Source organism: Bacteroidales bacterium, from assembly GCA_041671145.1.
Classification (GTDB): Bacteria; Bacteroidota; Bacteroidia; order Bacteroidales; family JAHJDW01; genus JAQUPB01.
In genome coordinates, this window is the sequence record JBAZBZ010000012.1 from 29,041 (window position 1) to 49,572 (window position 20,532).

Sequence of the window (20,532 nt, forward strand, 5' to 3'; positions counted from 1 at the left end):
TGCCTGAAGTTTGAAGTACTTATTTATTAGTTTCGAACATCTTGACAATCTTAACTGCTTCCATAGCTTCTTTAACATCGTGAACTCTAAGAATATTTGCGCCGTTCAGTAACGCAAATGTATTAAGTGATGTAGTGGCATTCAACGCATCTTCAGAATCAATATTCAAAACTTTATTTATCATTGATTTTCGGGAAATACCAACTAATATGGGCATTTTGAATACTTCAAAGGTTTTTAGGTTTTTCAGAATTTCGTAATTATGCTCAACGGTTTTGCCAAATCCGAATCCGGGGTCAATAATAATATCGTTAACTCCGCGAAGTTTTAGAGCATTTATTTTTTCGGAAAAATAAAACATTATTTCTTTTACAATATTTTCATAAATCGGATTTTTCTGCATGTTCTGAGGTGTGCCTTTAATATGCATTATAATATATGGTACGTTGTATTTTGCAATTACATCAAACATTTTTTCATCAAAACTTCCGGCAGAAATATCATTGATTATCGCTGCTCCTTTATCAATAGCCATTTCGGCAACGCCCGAACGAAAAGTATCAACCGAAAAATTTGTTTCGGGAAATCTTTTTATCAGCTTTTCGAGAAATGGAAATAATCGTTTTCTTTCTTCTTCTTCGGTAATATTTTCGGCTCCGGGTTTGGTTGATACTGCTCCAACATCAATAATGACAGCACCTTCGGAAATCATTTTTTCTGTTTGCTTTATTAAATCTTTTTCTGTTGAATATTTTCCACCATCATAAAATGAATCGGGAGTGATGTTCAAAATCCCCATTATCAAAGGCGTTGACAAATCAATAAGTTTACCTCTGCAGTTTATGAATTGTTTTTTCATAAATGATAACATTTTAATTTTTTTATTACTGAATTAAATTGTGAATTTTAGCATAGAGTTACAAGCCATGAGCTTCGAGAAAAAGAAAAAGTATAAAACACCACTGTTCAACTGCTAACAACCGACAACCAGCAACTGACAATTTCCGTTTTTTTAACTCTTTTCATAATTATTCAAACTACAATATTAAAAAATGTTTTTTGTTTATTTGTAAAATCATCTGTTATTTTTAATTTTGTGAAATGAGTTCAACATCAAAACAATTTGATTCGGTTATAAAAAAATCAAGAGAGATTTTCGAAAAGAAACTTCATGATTACGGAAGTTCATGGCGGATTATGCGTCCCCGCTCCGTTACCGACCAAATTTTTATAAAAGCACAGCGCATAAGAAGCATTGAAGAAAAAGGTAAACAGAAAGTTGACGAGGGCATAATACCCGAATATATCGGCATTTTGAATTATGCAATAATCGGATTGATACAACTTAATTTGGGAAATACTGATAATTGCACTTTGCAGAAAAAAGAAATCATGAATATGTATGACAAATATGCTGCTGAAGCAAAATCATTAATGGAAAACAAAAATCATGATTATGGCGAAGCATGGCGTGATATGCGCATAAGCTCATTCACAGATATAATACTAATGCGAATAATGCGGATAAAACAAATTGAAGATTTGCAGGGTGAAACTTTTATTTCGGAAGGTATTGATGCAAATTATTATGATATGATTAATTACGCTATATTTGCTTTGATAAGAATGGAAGAAAAATAATTTAAACTTATGAATAAACCTACTTTGTCAGAAAATATTTTTAAAATAATAGCCGTTACATTCAGGATTTTAGTCGGTTTGGTTTTTATTTTTTCCGGCTTTGTAAAAGCAATCGACCCGCTTGGTTTAACTTATAAACTTCAGGAATATTTTATTGTTTATTATATTCAATGGCTTTCTCCTCTGGCACTTTGCATTGCAATATTTTTCTGCATGCTCGAATTTGTTACCGGTGTTGCACTTTTATTTAATTTGAGAGTAAAAATTTTCAGTTGGCTTGCACTCGGACTTATGATATTTTTTACAATTCAAACTTACTTCTCGGCAATATTTAATTTAGTTAGTGATTGCGGGTGTTTCGGTGATGCAATTCACCTTACAAACTGGCAAACTTTTTATAAAAATGTTGTTCTTATTATTTTAACTTTTTTTATTTTTTCATACAGGAAAAAATATAAATCTATTCTCACAATTAAGGGGCAATCAATTTTTCCTGCAATTGCTATTGCTTTTATTTTGTTAATTTCTGTTTATTGTTACAGGCATCTTCCGCTAATTGATTTTCTGCCATGGAAAGTCGGAAACAAAATTTCCGAACAGGTTGTTCCTACACCTGAAGTAGCTAAAATTTATTTAGTTTATAAAAATACTACTACAGGTGAAACAAAAGAATTTACTACAGAAGAATATACTAAATCAGGAGTATGGAAGGATTCATTATGGATGAAGAATTGGAAATTTGTTGAACAAAAAAAAGAAATAATCACTCCATTTAAAGATGCGCCAATTCATGATTTTAAAATTATAGACCAAAATGGCAAAGACCATACCGATGCAGTAATAAATCAACCGAATTATAATTTTCTTCTCATTGCTCACAGCTTGGAAAAAACCAATAAAAAAGCATTTTTAAAAATAAATAATTTCGTCAAACAATGCGATGCGGAAAATATAATTTTTATAGCACTCACAGCAACTTCATTCGATAAAATAGATTACTTCCGTCACGATGTACAGGCAATGTACGATTTTTACAATGTTGATGAAACTGCTCTCAAAACAATGATTCGCTCCAACCCCGGATTAATTTTACTTAAAAACGGCACCGTTATTGCCAAGTGGCATTATAACGATTTTCCTGAATTAAATTATGTGAAAGAAAAATACTTTAAGTAAATTAATTATTCTTTTAAAGAATCAATGAACTCTTGTAAATAGTCAATGTACTTAAATGTATGTTTTTTTAATATTTTCAAGCACTTCAAATAGTATTGGGTCATTAGCCAAAAAATTTATATTTGTTAACTATTATGCGAAGTTATAACTTCACACTAAAAAAATAAAAAAATGAAAAGGAGAATTTATATTTTAAGCATTTCAATACTACTCGGAGGTTGTGCTTCATTAACAAAAACACAAATTGAATCAGTAAATCAATTTGCTCAAACAAGTAAAAATTTTTCAGTTTATCCAAGTAAAATAATAACAGAATTAGCAGACATTCGGTTAAAAAGAGGAGTTTACTATGCTAATTTTTATTGTGCTGAACCTAAAGCGTACGTAAATGAACTTGACTCTGCATATAATGAAAAAAATCGTGATTATAAATTATCTGCAAAATCTGATATTACTTTTAAAATAATTGATAAATATGCACAATCCTTGCTATTATTATCCTCAGATAAATATACTACCGACCTCGAAAAACAATCGAAAAATTTCGGAACTGACATTGATTCATTAATAAATGTTTATAACAAAATTGGCGGAGTGAATAAAATACCAAGCGGCATTGGTGGACTGGCAAGTCAACTAATTATTTTGGGAGGTGATGCATATATAAAAACAAAACAAGCAAAGGAAATTAAAAAGTTTGTACCCAAAGCTGACACGTTGATTTCTATTATGACTGCTAACCTGAAAGAATTTCTTAATGGTAAGGTATATATTAAAGAACTCAATAATTCATATAGCATCGAAGACCTTATTAAAAATGAAAATGACGGAATAAAAGAAGGATACAAAGCATATATAGCCAGTTGTGCAAGGTTAAAGGCAATTCCAACAATTGAAAGTGAAAACGAATATTTACAGTTGAAAAATAGTTTGGATGGTACCGACATATTACTTAAACAAACAATTAAAGCAACTGATGACTTAAGAACAGCACACAAAAAACTACTCAATGTAATTGAAAAAAAGAAAACGCTAACAGAGAACATCAAAGAACTTCAAGCTTATTATGAAGAAGTAAAAAATATAAAATCAACAATTGAAAAAATTGAAAAACCTAAAAAATAAAAGAAAATGAGTAAAGAAAATACACTCGCACAAATCCATGCTGCACAGGATACCATTATTGATGCAATGGCTGACCCAACTTTAACACCTATTCAAATTAAGGCACTGCAAGACGCTTCAACTAAACTCAGAAATATGGAACGCTCAATAGTTGGTTTAATTGGGCAGAATCTTATTAATTCATTAACAACTGACAGCAAAGCTTTAAAGAATCTTGCAGAAAAAATAGATGAATCGGCAGAGCAACTTTCAGGTGTGGCTGCTGCTGTAAAAAATGCAGCTACAGTTGTCGAAGATTTCATTAAAATAATTTCAACTGCCGGTGCTGCAGGACTTTTATAAGAACTGCATATTAGAAGAGCCCTGTCAGGAAGGTTAAAGCTAACAGCTGAATATCTCACAATTAATTTTTTTGTAATTCCAATTATGACTTTATTAAATTTGTATAATAATAAAATAAAAAAATATGAAATATCCATGCAATTAAAAAAAATTGCACAAACCATAAATGATTAAAAATTCAGTGCTATTTTTGACAAAGAAAGGCATGGATATTCGCGACCAGCTTGTGTTTCGGTTGAGGGAGGGAGCAACTAAAAAATCTAAATAAACAGAACAGCAAATTAACAGCAGAAATATTAATTACATACAAAATTTAAACAGATGAAAACAAGAATCGAAAAGGACTCAATGGGAGACGTGGACGTTCCCGTAGATAAATACTGGGGTGCGCAAACCCAGCGTTCTGTCAATAATTTTAAAATCGGCAACCAGAAAATGCCTAAAGAAATTATTGAAAGTATGGCTATTGTTAAAAAAGCCGCAGCTCTCGTAAATTCAGACCTTGGTGTATTGCCTGCTGAAAAATGCGAACTTATTTCAAAAGTATGTGATGAAATTATTGAAGGGAAACTTGATGATGAATTTCCGCTTGTAGTTTGGCAAACAGGTTCCGGAACTCAAACCAACATGAACCTTAATGAAGTTATTGCAAACAGGACTCACGTTCTGAAAGGCGGAAAACTTGGTGAAGGAAAAACTTTTATCCACCCAAATGATGATGTAAACAAATCGCAGTCGTCAAATGATACGTTTCCAACTGCCATGAGCATTGCGGCATACAAGATGCTCATAAAAAATACAATTCCCAATATCGAATTACTCAGAAATACTTTAAATAAAAAATCAGAAGCATTCAAAGATATTGTAAAAATAGGTAGAACCCATCTTATGGATGCAACTCCATTAACATTGGGACAGGAATTTTCCGGCTATGTTTCTCAACTTGACCATGGATTGCTCGCTTTGAAAAATACTTTGTCTCATTTATCGGAATTAGCTTTGGGTGGAACAGCCGTTGGAACCGGAATAAATGCACCAAAAGGATATTCGGAATTAATAGCAAAAAAAATCGCACAATTAACAGGAATGCCATTTATAACAGCTCCGAATAAATTCGAATCACTTGCTGCAAACGATGCTATGGTTGAAACTTCAGGTGCTTTAAAAACTCTTGCAACAGCTCTTCTAAAAATTGCAAATGATATACGATTACTTGGTTCAGGACCACGAAGCGGTTTGGCAGAATTATTATTGCCCGAAAATGAACCCGGTTCATCAATAATGCCGGGAAAAGTAAATCCAACACAGTGTGAAGCAATGACAATGGTTTGTGCTCAGGTAATAGGAAATGATATGGCTATTACAGTTGGTAATTTAAATGGCTTTTTCGAACTCAATGTTTACAAACCGTTAATAATAAATAATCTTTTAAATTCAATAAGATTACTTGGCGATGCCTGTAAATCGTTTAATGATAATTGTATTGCCGATATAAAACCGAATACGGAAATAATAAAACGTCATCTTGAAAATTCATTGATGCTTGTAACTTCTTTAAATCCTCATATTGGATATGACAACTCGGCAAAAATCGCAAAAAAAGCACTTAAAGAAGGAAAAACATTACGACAGGCAGCAATTGAACTCGGACTCGTAACTGACGAACAATTCACACAGTGGGTTGACCCGTTAAAAATGATTGGAAGGTAAAAAAGTTTAAAGTTTACAGTTCTCAGTTTATAGTTTATATTTTTTATTACTATTGCTTTAATTTTTTAGTAAAAAATATTATTAAAACTGTAAACACATACAAGAACTGAAGACAAAAAACAACAGAAAACTTTTTCTAATGAAAAAAATAAATTTCGATGTTGATTTTAAATTCAATTATGAATTACTCGGAATTACTTCTTCGAGCAAGGATTATAAAATAAGCTGGCTTTTGAACAAAACACTTGGTTTTAATTTTAAGAAAATTGAGGATTTTCAGATAACACCATTGAATAAGAATAAAAAAGAAACAGTTGAAATTTTTAATCAGAAAAGTGAAAATAATATTTCCGAAAATAATAATATTACAGGGTTTTCGCAATACTATTTTGCAATAGAAGAAAATCATACTTTTTATTTTTTAATTTCAAACAGAAGCGAAAAGGGAACATTAATTACTGAATTGCCTTCAGTTGATTATTTTGTTTTAATAAAAGGACCTGTTAAAAATGAAGAAATAAAAGATTGTATTGAAAAAATAAATGCTTTACCCGAAATAAATACTGTATATAAAGTTGATTTAAATAAGCTGAAACAGCAGTCAAAACAGAATTTAATTTTTTAAAAATTATCTCGCACTTTACTCTAATCTAACTTTAAATTTTTTAACACTCAATGCTATAAAAAACGTTATCATTCCTGTTAAAATTAGAGTTTCTTTCAATACATATTTAATGCCAATACCTTTTAACATTATACTTTTAATAATAATCAAGAACCATTTTGCAGGAACAATATTGCAAATTATCTGCAACCAATAAGGCATATTTTCATTAGGAAAAATAAAACCCGAAAGTAAAATCGTTGGTAACATAAGTCCCAGCATTGATGCCATCATCGCAGTAAGTTGGTTATTTGCAAAAGTTGAAATGAAAATCCCTAACGATAACGCCATTATCAAAAACAATAAACATTCAAAAAGCAATAATAGCAAACTACCGTTAAACGGCATATTGAAAACAAAATAACCAAGTAATAAAATTGTAATTGCATTTATGAATGACAATAAAATATAAGGAACAACTTTGCCAACGATTATTTGCAGCGGTTTTAACGGAGATACAAGAAGTATTTCCATTGTACCAAGCTCTTTTTCACGAGCAATTGAAATTGATGTCATCATTGCTGAAACAAGCATAAGCAAAAGTGTTATTGTACCCGGGATAAACATAAAAACACTTTTCATTTCGGGGTTATATCTTAATTTTACTTCAGCAACAATCTGATAAGGCATTAGCTGCGATTTTAGCATTTCCATTTGAAAAGATGAAATTATTGCATTTGTATAGTTGACTAAAAGATTTGCAGTATTCGGGTCAGAAGCATCGGAAATAACCTGAATATTCGCTTTTCCTTCTTTTTGCAGTTTTTTTGCAAAGCCATTTTCAAAAATTATCACTTCTTTTATTTTTCCCTGTCGAAAACTTTTTTCAATATCACTTGTATTTGAAATATTTTTTTCAAGAATAAAATAACCCGATGAAAGAATTTTATGAGTTAATTTCTGAGTGATTTCATCTTTTGAATTATCGAGAATTGCAATCTTTGCATCTTTGATGTCATTTGTAATTGCGAAGCCAAACAGCAAAATCTGAATAATGGGCATACCAATCAAAATCAACAGAGAACGGTAATCCCTGAAAATATGATAAAATTCTTTTATTACAAAACCTTTAAAACGTTTCATGTAAATAGTCGTAAGTATTTAGTCGCAAGTCGTTAGTATTTTTATATTGATTTATTTAGGGATTTTTGAAAACCTCTTGTCATTTTTTGTATTTCTGTTATTTCATCTGATACCTTTTTTAAAATGGAATCATTAATATAATTAAGATTTTTTGCTATATAAAGCAAAGTATCCAATTCAAAAGATGAACCTAAAGAAATACCAAGAAAATGATTAAATTCTTTATTAGAATTTCTTCCTGCACCTTCAGCAATATTTGCTGCTATTGAAATTACACTTCTGTTTATTTGTGAAGTAATTCCATAAATTTCACTTTTTGGAAATGTATTTGTGATTTTATAAACTTCAGTTGATAAATTCACTGCTCTTTTCCAAACTTTTAATTCTTTGTAATTGTTCATGTAATTTTGGTTTTAGTTAATTTATTTTTAAAATTTTTATTTTTTCTTACGACTTACGACTAGTTTCTAATTTCTTGCTAATTTTAAAAATACATCATTCATATTTTCTGCATTATACTTTTCCTTTAAATTTTTTGGCGAATCAAGTGCCTCAATTCTACCATCAACCATTATTGAAACCCTGTTGCAATATTCAGCTTCATCCAGATAATGTGTAGTAACAAAAACGGTCATGTTATTATTTGCCGCTTCATATATCATTTCCCAAAACTGGCGGCGTGTAATAGGGTCAACGCCACTTGTAGGCTCATCCAAAAAAACAATTTTCGGTTCATGAAAAATGGCAACAGAAAATGCAAGCTTTTGTTTCCACCCCAGAGGTAATGATTTTATCAACGTATTTCTGACGCTTTCAAGCTGCAATTTTTCAGCTAATACATTTGTTCTTTCATTTATTTCTTTTCTTGAAATACCATAAATACCGGCATAAAACCTTATATTTTCGGCAACAGTTAAATCTTCATAAAGAGAAAATTTCTGACTCATATAACCAATGTTCTTTTTTATTTTTTCAGTTTGTGTATAAACATCAAATTCCGCAACATTTACTTTTCCTGAAGTTGGTTTCGACAAGCCGCAAAGTATTTTTATTGCTGTAGTTTTTCCTGCACCGTTTGCTCCGAGAAATCCAAAAATCTCACCTTGCTTTACATCAAAAGTCAGGTCATTATTTGCTATGAATGAACCGAATTTTTTGTATAGGTTTTTAACTTCAATAATTATTTTTTCTGACATATTAATTTTATTTCCTTCTCCTAACAGGTCTTCGAGACCTGTTAGGTATTATTTCAGTTATCCATATTTTCAATTTCTTCAATAATACCCTCATAACTAATTTTTTTCAAATTATGCCAATATTCAAAATTCTCCACATTCCCGAATATTTCCATTATAAAATCTTTTTTAATATCTGTTTTTTTATTTGTGGTATATGCTTTATAAGAAGAAAACGGATAATTTCTGAAATCATTAGTAAATTGATGTTTCAATGGATTCAAATGAATATAGGCTATCAATTTAATAAGGTAACTTTCATCTTTTACTCTATTCCGTTGCAAGTGTTCTTGAAAAAGACTACCAGTACGATTATATGCCTTGTTTATACTTTTTGTATAAGTATTAAAAAGATTTGAAAAAGCAAGAAATGGTTTTGCTTGTAATTTCTCGGATAATTCATTGTTATCCTTTATTCGTAATAGGATATGGAAATGATTTTTTAAAAGGCAATATGCATATATATCAGAAATCGAAAGTAAATATTTTTTTACAAGTGAAAGAAAATAATAATAATTTCGGTCTTCACGGAAAATATCTTCTTTGTTGTTTCCTCTGTTGAAAATATGATACACTACACCGGTTTCAAAAACATCTTGTTTCATTTTGATGATTTTTATTTAGCTAATCAGATTTCCTAACAAGTTTCTAAAACCTTTTAGGTTTTTTTAATGTTTCTTAATCAAACCTAACAGGTCTCAAAGACCTGTTAGGAGGTCTTTTTTGTCAATTCAATAAAACAATCCTCAATATTTGGTATTATTTCTTTTATTTTAATATCATCATGATTTTTCTCTTGAAGATATTTTTTTATTATGTCAACATTAATATCATTATTTTTTGCAGTAAAATGAAGATATTCACCAAACGGAAAAACTGTTGCTGCTTCATTATACTCTCTCAAATCGTGAATAAGTTCATACATTTTATTTGATTTTATTGCAAGTAATTTTCTTGTAAATTTTTTAACAATATTTTCCGGAGTTTCAGAATCTAATATTCTGCCCGATTCAATTAGTGCAACTCTGTCGCATAAGCTTGCCTCGTCCATGTATGGCGTGGAAACTACAATTGTTATTCCGTTTTCTTTAAGTTTTTTTAACATTTCCCAAAATTCTTTTCTTGAAACGGCATCAACTCCAGTTGTGGGTTCATCGAGAATCAGCACTTCCGGTTTATGAATCATTGCACACGAAAGAGCAAGTTTTTGTTTCATGCCTCCCGAAAGCTTTCCTGCTCTGCGTTTTTTGAATGGTTCGATTTGCGAATAAATACCCTTTATTAAATAATAATTTTCTTCAATTGTTGTATCAAAAATTGTTGCATAAAATTTTAAATTTTCTTCAACCGATAAATCCTGATAAAGCGAAAATCTGCCCGGCATATAACCAAGAATTTTTCGAAGTTTTTTATAATCTTTAACAACATCAAATCCTTCAACCGTTACAACACCATTATCAGGAATTAATAATGTTGTTAATATTCTGAAAAGGGTCGTTTTTCCGGCACCATCGGGACCTATAAAACCGAACAATTCACCTTTTTTTATTTCGAAAGAAATATTACCGAGAGCTTTAACTTCATTATAACTTTTGGTGAGGTTTGTAACTTTTATGCTTGAAGTAGAATGCGTAGAGCGAAAAGCAGAGGGCGGAAGGGTTTGGGCAGAAAGCATAAGATTAATTTTTCTATGAAAAATATTTTAAAAAAATTATTATTTGCACTAACAATAAAATTCCGAAACTTTAAACTTTAGACATTAAACTTTAAACTTTTTTAATATCGAACACCGAACACTGAATTTCGAATGTCGAAGTTTTACTAATGACCAATGACTATTGACTATTTACCAAAATTTACTTCCCCCGGCATTCCGATTTTTACGAAGCCGTTATTTTTTACTTTTACTTTCATTGCATAAACCAAATTTACGCGTTCTTCTTTTGTTTGAATTATTTTAGGTGTAAACTCCGCATTTGAGGAAATCCAACTTATTTCACCTTCAAGTTTAGTATTTGTTTTTTTATCATTGTCAATAAATATTTCTGTTTTCTGACCGGTTTTAATATGCGGCAGTTGTTCCCCGCTGACATATATTTTTAAAAATATTTCATCCATGTTTGCAATTTTATAAAGCGGTTTACCGATTGTTGCAAATTCTTTCGACTCAACATATTTTGCAAGAATGGTTCCTTTAACATGATTAATAATTCTGCATTTTCTTATGTTTTCTTTCAATTGTGCAATTTGTTTATCAATGCTTCGCAATTCATCGGCAGTTGAGCTATTCTGTGTTTCTATTGAATTGATTTGTTTGTCAATTATTTTTAATGAAGCGACTATATCGTCCATTTGTTTTGATGTTGCGGCTCCGTCTTTAAGCATTTTTTCAATTCGTGCTTTCTCAATTAGTATATTTTCTTTCTGCTGATTTTGAATTTCAATCTGCGATTCAATATTTTCGGTTTTGGTTGCTATTGCATCTTTTTGTGCCTGTAATTGTTCAACTTTCAGTTGCAAATCAGTAGTATCAATCTGTCCAATTACTGTTCCCGAATCTAATTGTTGTCCTTCATCAATATTGAATAAAATGATTTTGCCGTTTGCTTCTGAAGATATTGTAATTTCAGTTGCTTCAAATACGCCATACGCATCCGATTTTTTATTGTTCCTTGAACAGCTTACTAAAACTGCTAACGCTGAAATAAAAATAATTTTTTTCATATTTTTTTAACTAATAAATATTAACTTTTTTAAAGTTTTCCTGCATCATTCAAATAATTAACTCTCGCCTGAATTAATTGTATTTTATGAGCTTCGAGATTTAATTTTGCCTGTAATTCCGAATGTAAAACAGAAACATAATCTGTTGCAGTTGTAACTCCGTTTATAAGTTGCGAAAATGAATTTGCTGTTATTTTTGTCTGCAAATTAATTATCTCAATATCTTTTGAAATAAGAATTTCATATTTATGAATTTCGGCAATGTCTTTTTCCTGTATTATTTTTAAATTTTTGTCAAAAGTTTCTTTTTGTGTATTCAGAATATCGCTTTGCAAATCCATTAATTTTTTTTCATTTGAAGTTTGATGCCAGTTCCACAGGTTCCAGTTCAATCTTGCACCTACAATATAAAACGGTTCAAAATTATTTGATAACATATTAAAGCCGGGGCGCCCATAACCAACTTGTCCGAAAGCAGAAATTTTTGGACTAAATTTGCTTGATAATAAATTTTTTGATATTTCGATTTTCTGAATTTGCATATCAAAGAGTTTCATCTCAGGACGACTGTTTTCCGATTGTACCGGACTTATTTTTTCATTAGGTACAGAAAGTTTCACACTGTCAGTAAGATTTTTATTTATAAAATCCCCGAGCATTTTTATTGCTGCTTGTTTTCCCATATTCAGTTCGAACAACTGCTGGTCGGTTCTCAAAAGTTCTGCTTTAATAATATCGGCATTGCTTTCAAGCATTGCTCCATTTCTGACAGCGGATTCAACACTGCCAAGTTTGTATTGTAAATTATCTTTCGTAAGTTTTAAAACTTTCTCATTGCTTTGAAATAAAAGAATGCTGAAATAGAGCTGATTTATGCTGTTTTTAATTTGATATAATTGAACATCCAGATTTTGCTGGTCTGCGTCTAATATACTTTTTTCAAGTTCTTTTTGTTTTTTTGTTAAATTGCCATCATAAATAAGCTGATTTATATCAATAGTTGCCTTATATGAATCTTTGTTGAGTTTAGGTATTTTCATATTAGGAATGAACTGTGGAATTTTTGTAACGTCGGATTGCAAGGTAGCTTGTCCATTCAAAAAAATTTGCGGAAGATAATTTACACCAATATTTTTTATTTTTAATTCTGTTGACGAAGTGAATATATCTCTTTGCTTGCTTAAAGGATAATTTTTAATTGCCTCATCATAACAAAAATATAATGTTAATGAATCGCCTATTTGACCAAAAGAAGTCAGATATAAAAAGATGTTTAATATTAAAATAATTTTTTTCATTTTTCTTAATTGAATTAATTTTAAACATTTACCGTCAACCATAAATATTCACGCTAATTTTTATGGTTAGCCGTAAATTTTATTAATATATTCCAAAGATTCCATCTTTTTAAAAAATGGAATCTCGATGCTTTGATATAGCATTTTGTGATTTCAAATCATATAGCCTCTATTACCAATACCTTAAACTTTTTATATTATAATTTAATATTTCAAGCTTTCTTTGCTCTATTCCAGTAAACATCCATTTCTGCAAGAGTCATTTCGCTGAGCTTTTTTCCGTCTTTGCTAATATTTTCTTCAACATATTGAAAACGTTTCAGAAATTTTTTATTTGTTTTTTCAAGAGCGGTTTCAGGTTCAACATCAATAAAACGAGCATAATTTATCAATGCAAAAAGTAAATCGCCAAATTCATCTTCTATTCTTTCATGATTGTTTTTCTTGGTGATTTCTTTTTTTAGCTCGCCTAATTCTTCCTGAACTTTTTTCCACACCTGATTTTTATTATCCCAATCAAATCCAACACCTCTTGCTTTTTCCTGCATACGATATGCTTTTATCATTGCAGGTAATGACTTTGGAACGCCTTCCAATACTGATTTTTTACCTTCTCTTAATTTTATTTTTTCCCAGTTTTCTTTAACCTGCTCAGCATTTTTAACTTTAACATCGCCGAAAATATGTGGATGACGGATAATTAACTTTTCACAAATACTGTCAATAACATTTTTAATATCAAATGATTTTTTTTCGGAAGCAATTTTTGAATAAAAAACAATATGCAATAATAAATCACCCAATTCTTTTTTTATTTCATCTGTGTCTTTTTCAAGAATTGCATCGGAAAGTTCATATACTTCTTCGATGCTTAAATGGCGTAAACTTCCAAAAGTTTGTTTTTTATCCCATGGACAATTTTCACGTAATTTATCCATTATATCAAGCAATCGTCGAAATGCCAACAATGTTTCGTCTCTCATAAAACAGATTGTTATTTTAATTATTTTTGTTCAATACAAATGTAGTATAATTTATAAAACGTGAATTCGCAATCAAAACAATTTATAATTAAAAAGATAAATATTTTTTTTTGGTGTTATTTGGTGTTTTGGTGTTTTGGTGGCTATAATTTTTTTGCCACTAAAACACAAAAACACCAAATCTCACGAAAATCATACAATTCAAGTACAATCCAAATTTTGCGTTTTTTTATTTTATTATTTTTTGCACTAAACTTTAAATTTTCATTCTCCCAAGACACCTTAAAATCCAAACATCTTAACAAATTAATTATTGGTTCAAAATGTCATTACGGATTTATAATTTGTCATACCAAATCAATGCGTCATTTGGAAACAGGACATTTTCCTTCATTAGAAATTACTATAGGAAAAATAACAAACGGAGAAAAATTATGGCAACGGCTCTATAAATTTCCTGATATAGGCATTTGTTTTTTTTATTCGGGGCTTGCAAATAAAGAACATCTGGGCAATGTAATTGCATTATATCCGTATATAAATTTTCCCATGATTAATTGTGGCTTTTACAAATTTAGTTTTCGCTTTGGTACAGGACTCGGATATATTACAAAACCTTATAACAGAACCGAAAACTATAAAGATATAGCTATTGGTTCACATCTGAATGCCGCAATAAACCTGACTTTTGAATCAAACTTTAAATTATCGAAAAAATTTATTTTAACAACAGGAATTGGATTAACACATTTCTCAAACAGTGCTTTTAAAACTCCTAATCTTGGAATTAATATTCCTACAATATCTCTGGGAGCTTATTATAAATTAGGTGAAAATAATTTTTTATCAATTAAAAAAGATACAGTAGTAAATAAAAAATTTCAATATCTTATTTCTGTTACCGGCGGAATCAAAGAAATTTATCCTGAGGATGGACCAAAATACGGAACATACTCTTTAGCATTTTGTGTATTAAAACCTTTGAATTTTAAAAATAAACTCGGATTAGGTTTTGATTTATTTTATAATTCATCAATAATAAAATTACTAAAAAACGACAGTATAAATATTTCACATAATTATGAAATATTAAGACCGGGAATAAATTTAACTTATGAAATAGTGATTTCCAAAATATCAATTTGTCTGCAGTTTGGAACTTATGTTTTTGCAAAATACAAATTGCAGGGCGATGTTTATGAAAAACTCGGATGGAAATATTTTATTACAAATCATATTTTTTCTACTATAACATTGAAAGCAAATTTAGTGGATGCCGATGATTTTGATTTGGGAATCGGATACAGATTTTAGTTTAAAGTTTAGAGTTTATGTTTAAAGTTAATTATTCAATATTCTTATGTGCGATAATAATTATTGTTATTTCTTGCACTCCTATACGAAAAACAAGTAAAACAAAGAATGAAATAAAAAATGAGAATTTTGAAAAAACATATTCCGAAAAATTAAACATAAAACTTGATGGCTCGGAAAATAAATTGCTTATTTCAACAATTGCCGATGGGCTTGGTGTTCCTTATAAATTTGGAGAATGTACAAAACAGGAAACTGATTGCTCAGGTCTCGTTCAGAATGTTTATAAAATCGTTTACAAAAAAGATATTAATCGCCAAACCGTTGATATTTATGAGAAAGATATAAACGTAATAAATAAAAGTAACTTAAAAGAAGGTGATTTGGTATTTTTTTTGATTGCTTTAAAGAAACCAGACCATATCGGAATATACATAAAAGACGGCTATTTTGCTCATGCATCAAGTAAAAAAGGCGTGATGATTAGTAATTTAAATGAGGATTATTTTCAGAAACATTTTTATTGTGGAGGGAGAGTGAAATGAATAATAATAAGCCACAAATTCCCATATTAAGGTTGTTTAAAGTTTAAGGTTTAAAGTAATGCATATTGAAGTTCAGAACAGTAAGAATAAGATTAACAATAAACCCAAAATTCGCAAGTAAAAAATATGCCTTTTCAATTTTCCGCTGATATCGCTGATTTACGCAGAACTTGATTTTAATAAAATCATTTGCGTTTATCTGCTAAATATGCGGGAGACAATGAGTTATAAATAACTTGCAAATTTTAATTTTTTTGAAATCGAAAATAAAAAAAGAGTAATAAGTTCAAATAACAGAAACTTTAAACCTTAAACTTTAAATTTTAAACAATTTCTAATGAATTCGAAATTAAGAGCACATATACTTTTGTTAACGGCAAATATTTTGTTTGGGTTGAATTATACAATTGCAAAAGATTTGATGCCGCTTTATCTCATGCCAAAAGCAATAATATTTGTAAGGGTTTTAGTTACTTCATTTTTATTTTGGATATTATTTTCTTTCGGAAAAAACGAAAAAGTAGAGAAAAAAGATTTGCTGCTCCTTGCTTTGTGTGCACTGTTTGGCGTAGCATTTAATCAGATTATGTTTTTCGAAGGATTGAATCTTTCAAAGCCGATAAATGTTGCAATAATTCAAACTATAAATCCTATTCTTGTTTTGCTCATGGCGGCTTTTATAATTAAAGAGAGAATAAATTCAAAAAAAATTATCGGAATAATTTTAGGTGCCGCAGGAGCAATTTATTTAATTCTTAATAAAGGCGACATGACTTTGAGTTTGAAAACACTTAAAGGGGATATTTATATTATACTTAATTCCGCGTCGTATGCGGTTTACCTTGTGCTATTAAAACCATTAATGAAAAAGTATTCTTCTGTTACACTTATGAAATGGATATTTTTATTCGGATTTATTTTCGTAGCTCCGTTTTGTTATAACTCGTTCACCGAAGTAACGTGGAATTTTTCGGTTCATATCTGGTTCGCTTTGGGATATGTTGTAATTGCAACTACTTTTGTTGCGTACCTTCTGCTTACCGAGTCGATGAAATTTGTGAGTCCCACGGTTGTCAGCATGTATATTTATCTTCAACCATTATTTGCAGCACTTTCGGCAATTTTGCTTTCAAGAGATGTTTTGACTACAGATAAAATAATTTCGGCAGTATTAATTTTTGCGGGTGTTTATGTTGTGAGCAGGAATTAAGGACACCCAGAATAACTGGAAATTCGCTTTACTTTTACGTGACAGAAGTCAAATTTTTTTAGAGATGCCTTTAATTTATGATATTTTATTAAAGTAAAAATTTACACTTCGAAAAGTTTTATTTTACTATTCTTAAATTGTAATTTATCTATTTTATGAATAGATACGAATAAAGTATCGTACTTTTGTTTTTACACTTTTAAAAACTTTAAATTTATGAAGAAACTTTATTTTTTATTAGTATTAATGTCTCCGACATTAATGTTGTTTTCACAAACATGGTTAAAAAATTTACCACAGAAAAAATTTAAAGGGGAATTAACTTTCTTTGATTATAAAAATGCCTTTAATAAATATTGGACGCCATTTAATGTTGAAAAAGGTTATTATTATGAAAATGGAGTAAAGAAAAAAGCAGAAGGGTGGAAGCAATTTAAAAGGTGGGAGTATTATATGGAAAACCAAATAAATCCTACCACAGGCGAATTTCCAAAAAAAACCGCACAAGAAATTTATGAAAAATATTTAAAAGCAAATCCTAATTCAAAATCAAGAAATTTAGCTGATTGGACATGCTTAGGAACAAATAGCTCAGACGGCGGATATGCGGGAGTTGGACGTATTAATTGTATTTCATTCCATCCCTCAGATAATAACACTTACTGGGCTGGCGCAGCTTCTGGTGGTTTATGGGTTACGATGAATAATGGTTCAAGCTGGAATTGTTTAACCGATAATAATGGCATTCTTGCTGTAAGTGATATTGTTATTCCAACAGATTATGCAACTTCAAATACAATTTATGTTGCCACAGGCGATAAAGACCATTGGGATAATCGTAGTATTGGTGTTTTAAAATCAACAAATGGTGGCTCTACATGGAACACAACAGGATTGAGTTATGTATTATCTGGTGGTTCAATGGTTAATAAACTGTTACTAGACCCAAATAATAACCAAACCATAATTGCTGCAACATCGAACGGTGTTTATAAAACTACAAATGGTGGTACTAACTGGAGTACTCAATTAACAAGCATCATCTTTATTGACATGGAATATAATCCGGGCGATTTTAATACACTCTACGGTTCAACACAATATGATGGTACCATTTATCTTTCCACAAATGGCGGAGCATCTTGGGCACAATCCTTTAACGATGCAAATGCTTATAGGATTGAATTGACAGTTTCTGCAAATCAACCTACATGGGTTTATGCTGTAACTGTAAATTCAGACAATGGCCTTTATGGAATTTATAAATCAACAAATAGCGGGTTAAGCTTCTCAAAGGTTTTTGATGGAGCTACATCGAATTTGTTAGGAGGAAATGCCGATGGTAGTTCAACAAGTGGGCAGGGCTGGTACGATTTGAGCATTGCTGTTTCGCCCTCTAACGCAAATACTCTTTTAGTCGGAGGTATTAATACCTGGCGCTCTACAAATGGTGGAACTGCTTGGTCAATTGTAAATCATTGGTGGGGAGACGGAGTACAAGCAGTGCATGCCGATAAACATATGCTTAAATACCGAAGCAGCGGAAATTTATTCGAGTGCAACGATGGAGGCATATACATTTCAACAAATAATGGTACTTCCTGGACAGATAAAACAGATGGAATGGTAATTAGCCAAATGTATAAATTAGGTAATTCAACATTGGATTCTAATGAAATTATTACCGGTTTACAAGATAACGGAACAAAATTACTCTATGACGGAACATGGTACGATGTGTATGGTGGAGACGGTATGGAATGTTTAATTGATTATACGGATGATAATATTCAGTACGAAACTTATGTATATGGCGAAATTAACAGGACTACAGACCTTTGGAATTCTACAACTGAAATTTCAGCAAATATTCCTGGCGGAGCTGACGGGGCATGGGTTACACCATATATAATTGACCCGAACAATCCTCAAATTTTATATGTAGGATATTCTGATATTTGGAAAACTATGGATAGAGGGGATAATTGGTCGCAAATATCCACAATGAACACATCAGATAAAATACGTTCCATGGCAATTGCACCTTCAAACACACAATATTTGTACGTTGCAGACAGAACTCATCTTTGGAAAACCACAAACGGCGGAACTTCATGGGCTGATGTAACCGGAACTTTGCCTGTAGGTTCAGGGAGCATCACTAATATGGCGGTTAAAGACGATGATGCAAATACACTTTGGGTTACAATGAGCGGTTATAACGCAAACAGAGTTTACCAATCAACAAACGGCGGGACTTCATGGACTAATATTTCAACCGGATTACCCCAGATTCCTGCATATACAATAGTTCAATATAAAAAATCAACAAGCGAAGTTCAATTATATGTCGGCACCGAACTTGGTGTATATTTCAAAAAAGATTCTGATAATTGGATTGCATATAACACAGGGTTGCCAAATGTTAAAATTGGCGAAATGGAAATTTATTATGCCACATTACCTCAAAATGATAAACTGAGAGCTGCTACTTATGGCAGAGGACTTTGGGAATCGCCTGTTTATTGTCCTTTAAAGCCAAATGTTATTGCGACAGGAGGTGTTATATGTAACGGAGCAAGTATAAATATAAATGCCAGCGGAGCGAATACATACACATGGAATAACGGTTCAAGTACAAATCCATTAAATGTTTCCCCAACCATTACTACAAGCTATACTGTAACAGGGACAGACATGAATGGCTGTGCGAATACTGCTCAGACCTTGGTAACAATAAATTCAAACCCTACTGTTATTGCAACAGGAAATACAATTTGCAATGGTGCATCTGCAAGTATAGCTGCCAGCGGAGCAAATACATACACATGGGTAAATCCGTTAGGTGCAGGAAATCCAAAAACAGTTAGTCCCACAACCAATACAACATATTTTGTAACAGGAACAGATGCAAATGGCTGTACAGGCACAGCACAGGCAACAGTAGCTATATATCCTTCTCCAACAATAACAGTTAACAGCGAATCAATTCTTCAAGGTCAGAGTGCTACTTTATGCGTAAGTGGTGGCTCGACATATAGTTGGAGTACAACTGAAACAAGCTCTTGTATTAGCGTAACTCCGAATGTTACATCAACATACACGGTTACCGGCACAGATGCTAATGGTTGCACGGGAACAACACAATCAATTGTTACAGTTAATTCTACATTTGTAAATAATATTTCAGGGAATAATAATGAATTACAAATTTATCCTAACCCGAATAATGGTTTATTTATATTGCAAAAGAATAACAATACTTCACAAAAATTTCAATTAACAATTAAAACGATACAAGGACAAGAAGTATTAAAGGGAAATATAAATTTCACAAATACTTATCCAATAGACTTGCAGCATTTGGCAGGAGGCGTTTATATTATTACGCTACAAAATGATAAAGAAAATTATGTGAGCAGAGTGGTTGTGCAAAGATAAAATAAATAAGCAATTTGAAGCTGACGGGGTGACTCAAAGTC

General features: G+C 30.9%; 19 protein-coding genes. 10 read left to right on the forward strand and 9 right to left on the reverse strand.

What is annotated here, in order from left to right:
• Nucleotides 1-19: 19 nt before the first annotated feature.
• On the reverse strand, nucleotides 20-859 hold the full coding sequence (gene folP / locus WC223_06040) for a dihydropteroate synthase (protein ID MFA6923800.1): 840 nt from the start codon (nucleotides 857-859) through the stop codon (nucleotides 20-22).
• Between the two features lie 242 nt (nucleotides 860-1,101).
• Between folP and WC223_06045 the strand changes: the two genes are divergently transcribed.
• The 6 genes from WC223_06045 to WC223_06070 all read left to right on the forward strand — a co-directional run bounded on the left by WC223_06045 (nucleotide 1,102) and on the right by WC223_06070 (nucleotide 6,619).
• Complete coding sequence (locus WC223_06045) at nucleotides 1,102-1,641, forward strand: DUF1599 domain-containing protein (protein ID MFA6923801.1); 540 nt, start codon at nucleotides 1,102-1,104, stop codon at nucleotides 1,639-1,641.
• A gap of 9 nt (nucleotides 1,642-1,650) precedes the next feature.
• Nucleotides 1,651-2,817: a BT_3928 family protein gene (locus tag WC223_06050; GenBank protein MFA6923802.1), complete on the forward strand. Its 1,167-nt coding sequence runs from the start codon at nucleotides 1,651-1,653 to the stop codon at nucleotides 2,815-2,817.
• A 171-nt stretch (nucleotides 2,818-2,988) separates the two neighbouring features.
• Nucleotides 2,989-3,942 carry a hypothetical protein gene (locus WC223_06055; GenBank protein ID MFA6923803.1) on the forward strand — a complete coding sequence of 318 codons (954 nt, stop codon included), beginning with the start codon at nucleotides 2,989-2,991 and terminating at the stop codon, nucleotides 3,940-3,942.
• Between the two features lie 6 nt (nucleotides 3,943-3,948).
• Nucleotides 3,949-4,284 (forward strand): hypothetical protein, encoded by a 336-nt coding sequence (locus tag WC223_06060; GenBank protein ID MFA6923804.1) that lies wholly within the window; start codon nucleotides 3,949-3,951, stop codon nucleotides 4,282-4,284.
• Between the two features lie 321 nt (nucleotides 4,285-4,605).
• On the forward strand, nucleotides 4,606-5,994 hold the full coding sequence (gene fumC, locus WC223_06065; GenBank protein ID MFA6923805.1) for a class II fumarate hydratase: 1,389 nt from the start codon (nucleotides 4,606-4,608) through the stop codon (nucleotides 5,992-5,994).
• Between the two features lie 139 nt (nucleotides 5,995-6,133).
• Entirely contained in the window at nucleotides 6,134-6,619 is a 486-nt protein-coding gene (locus WC223_06070; GenBank protein ID MFA6923806.1) for an IPExxxVDY family protein, read from the forward strand.
• Nucleotides 6,620-6,634: 15 nt separating this feature from the next.
• On the opposite strand, the gene WC223_06075 is transcribed toward WC223_06070, so the two are convergent.
• The 8 genes from WC223_06075 to mazG form a co-directional block, all read right to left on the reverse strand.
• Nucleotides 6,635-7,741 (reverse strand): ABC transporter permease, encoded by a 1,107-nt coding sequence (locus tag WC223_06075; protein ID MFA6923807.1) that lies wholly within the window; start codon nucleotides 7,739-7,741, stop codon nucleotides 6,635-6,637.
• Between the two features lie 41 nt (nucleotides 7,742-7,782).
• A complete protein-coding gene (locus tag WC223_06080) occupies nucleotides 7,783-8,142 on the reverse strand; it encodes a four helix bundle protein (protein MFA6923808.1) in 360 nt (119 codons plus the stop codon).
• A 66-nt stretch (nucleotides 8,143-8,208) separates the two neighbouring features.
• Entirely contained in the window at nucleotides 8,209-8,937 is a 729-nt protein-coding gene (locus tag WC223_06085; GenBank protein ID MFA6923809.1) for an ABC transporter ATP-binding protein, read from the reverse strand.
• 53 nt (nucleotides 8,938-8,990) lie between these two features.
• On the reverse strand, nucleotides 8,991-9,581 hold the full coding sequence (locus WC223_06090) for a hypothetical protein (GenBank protein MFA6923810.1): 591 nt from the start codon (nucleotides 9,579-9,581) through the stop codon (nucleotides 8,991-8,993).
• A gap of 104 nt (nucleotides 9,582-9,685) precedes the next feature.
• Entirely contained in the window at nucleotides 9,686-10,651 is a 966-nt protein-coding gene (locus WC223_06095; protein ID MFA6923811.1) for an ABC transporter ATP-binding protein, read from the reverse strand.
• A 167-nt stretch (nucleotides 10,652-10,818) separates the two neighbouring features.
• The gene (locus WC223_06100) at nucleotides 10,819-11,700 is read right to left on the reverse strand and encodes an HlyD family efflux transporter periplasmic adaptor subunit (GenBank protein MFA6923812.1); all 882 of its coding nucleotides are present in this window, start codon (nucleotides 11,698-11,700) and stop codon (nucleotides 10,819-10,821) included.
• 29 nt (nucleotides 11,701-11,729) lie between these two features.
• Nucleotides 11,730-12,998, reverse strand: a complete 1,269-nt coding sequence (locus tag WC223_06105; GenBank protein MFA6923813.1) for a TolC family protein — start codon at nucleotides 12,996-12,998, stop codon at nucleotides 11,730-11,732.
• A 212-nt stretch (nucleotides 12,999-13,210) separates the two neighbouring features.
• Nucleotides 13,211-13,981, reverse strand: coding sequence for a nucleoside triphosphate pyrophosphohydrolase (mazG, locus tag WC223_06110; GenBank protein ID MFA6923814.1), 771 nt, complete (start codon nucleotides 13,979-13,981; stop codon nucleotides 13,211-13,213).
• 360 nt (nucleotides 13,982-14,341) lie between these two features.
• On the opposite strand from mazG, the gene WC223_06115 reads away from it, so the two are divergent.
• The 4 genes from WC223_06115 to WC223_06130 all read left to right on the forward strand — a co-directional run bounded on the left by WC223_06115 (nucleotide 14,342) and on the right by WC223_06130 (nucleotide 20,491).
• Nucleotides 14,342-15,295 carry an acyloxyacyl hydrolase gene (locus WC223_06115; GenBank protein MFA6923815.1) on the forward strand — a complete coding sequence of 318 codons (954 nt, stop codon included), beginning with the start codon at nucleotides 14,342-14,344 and terminating at the stop codon, nucleotides 15,293-15,295.
• A 17-nt stretch (nucleotides 15,296-15,312) separates the two neighbouring features.
• Nucleotides 15,313-15,840 carry a C40 family peptidase gene (locus WC223_06120; GenBank protein MFA6923816.1) on the forward strand — a complete coding sequence of 176 codons (528 nt, stop codon included), beginning with the start codon at nucleotides 15,313-15,315 and terminating at the stop codon, nucleotides 15,838-15,840.
• A 337-nt stretch (nucleotides 15,841-16,177) separates the two neighbouring features.
• Nucleotides 16,178-17,050: a DMT family transporter gene (locus WC223_06125; protein ID MFA6923817.1), complete on the forward strand. Its 873-nt coding sequence runs from the start codon at nucleotides 16,178-16,180 to the stop codon at nucleotides 17,048-17,050.
• Between the two features lie 216 nt (nucleotides 17,051-17,266).
• Nucleotides 17,267-20,491: a T9SS type A sorting domain-containing protein gene (locus WC223_06130; protein MFA6923818.1), complete on the forward strand. Its 3,225-nt coding sequence runs from the start codon at nucleotides 17,267-17,269 to the stop codon at nucleotides 20,489-20,491.
• Nucleotides 20,492-20,532 lie beyond the last annotated feature (41 nt).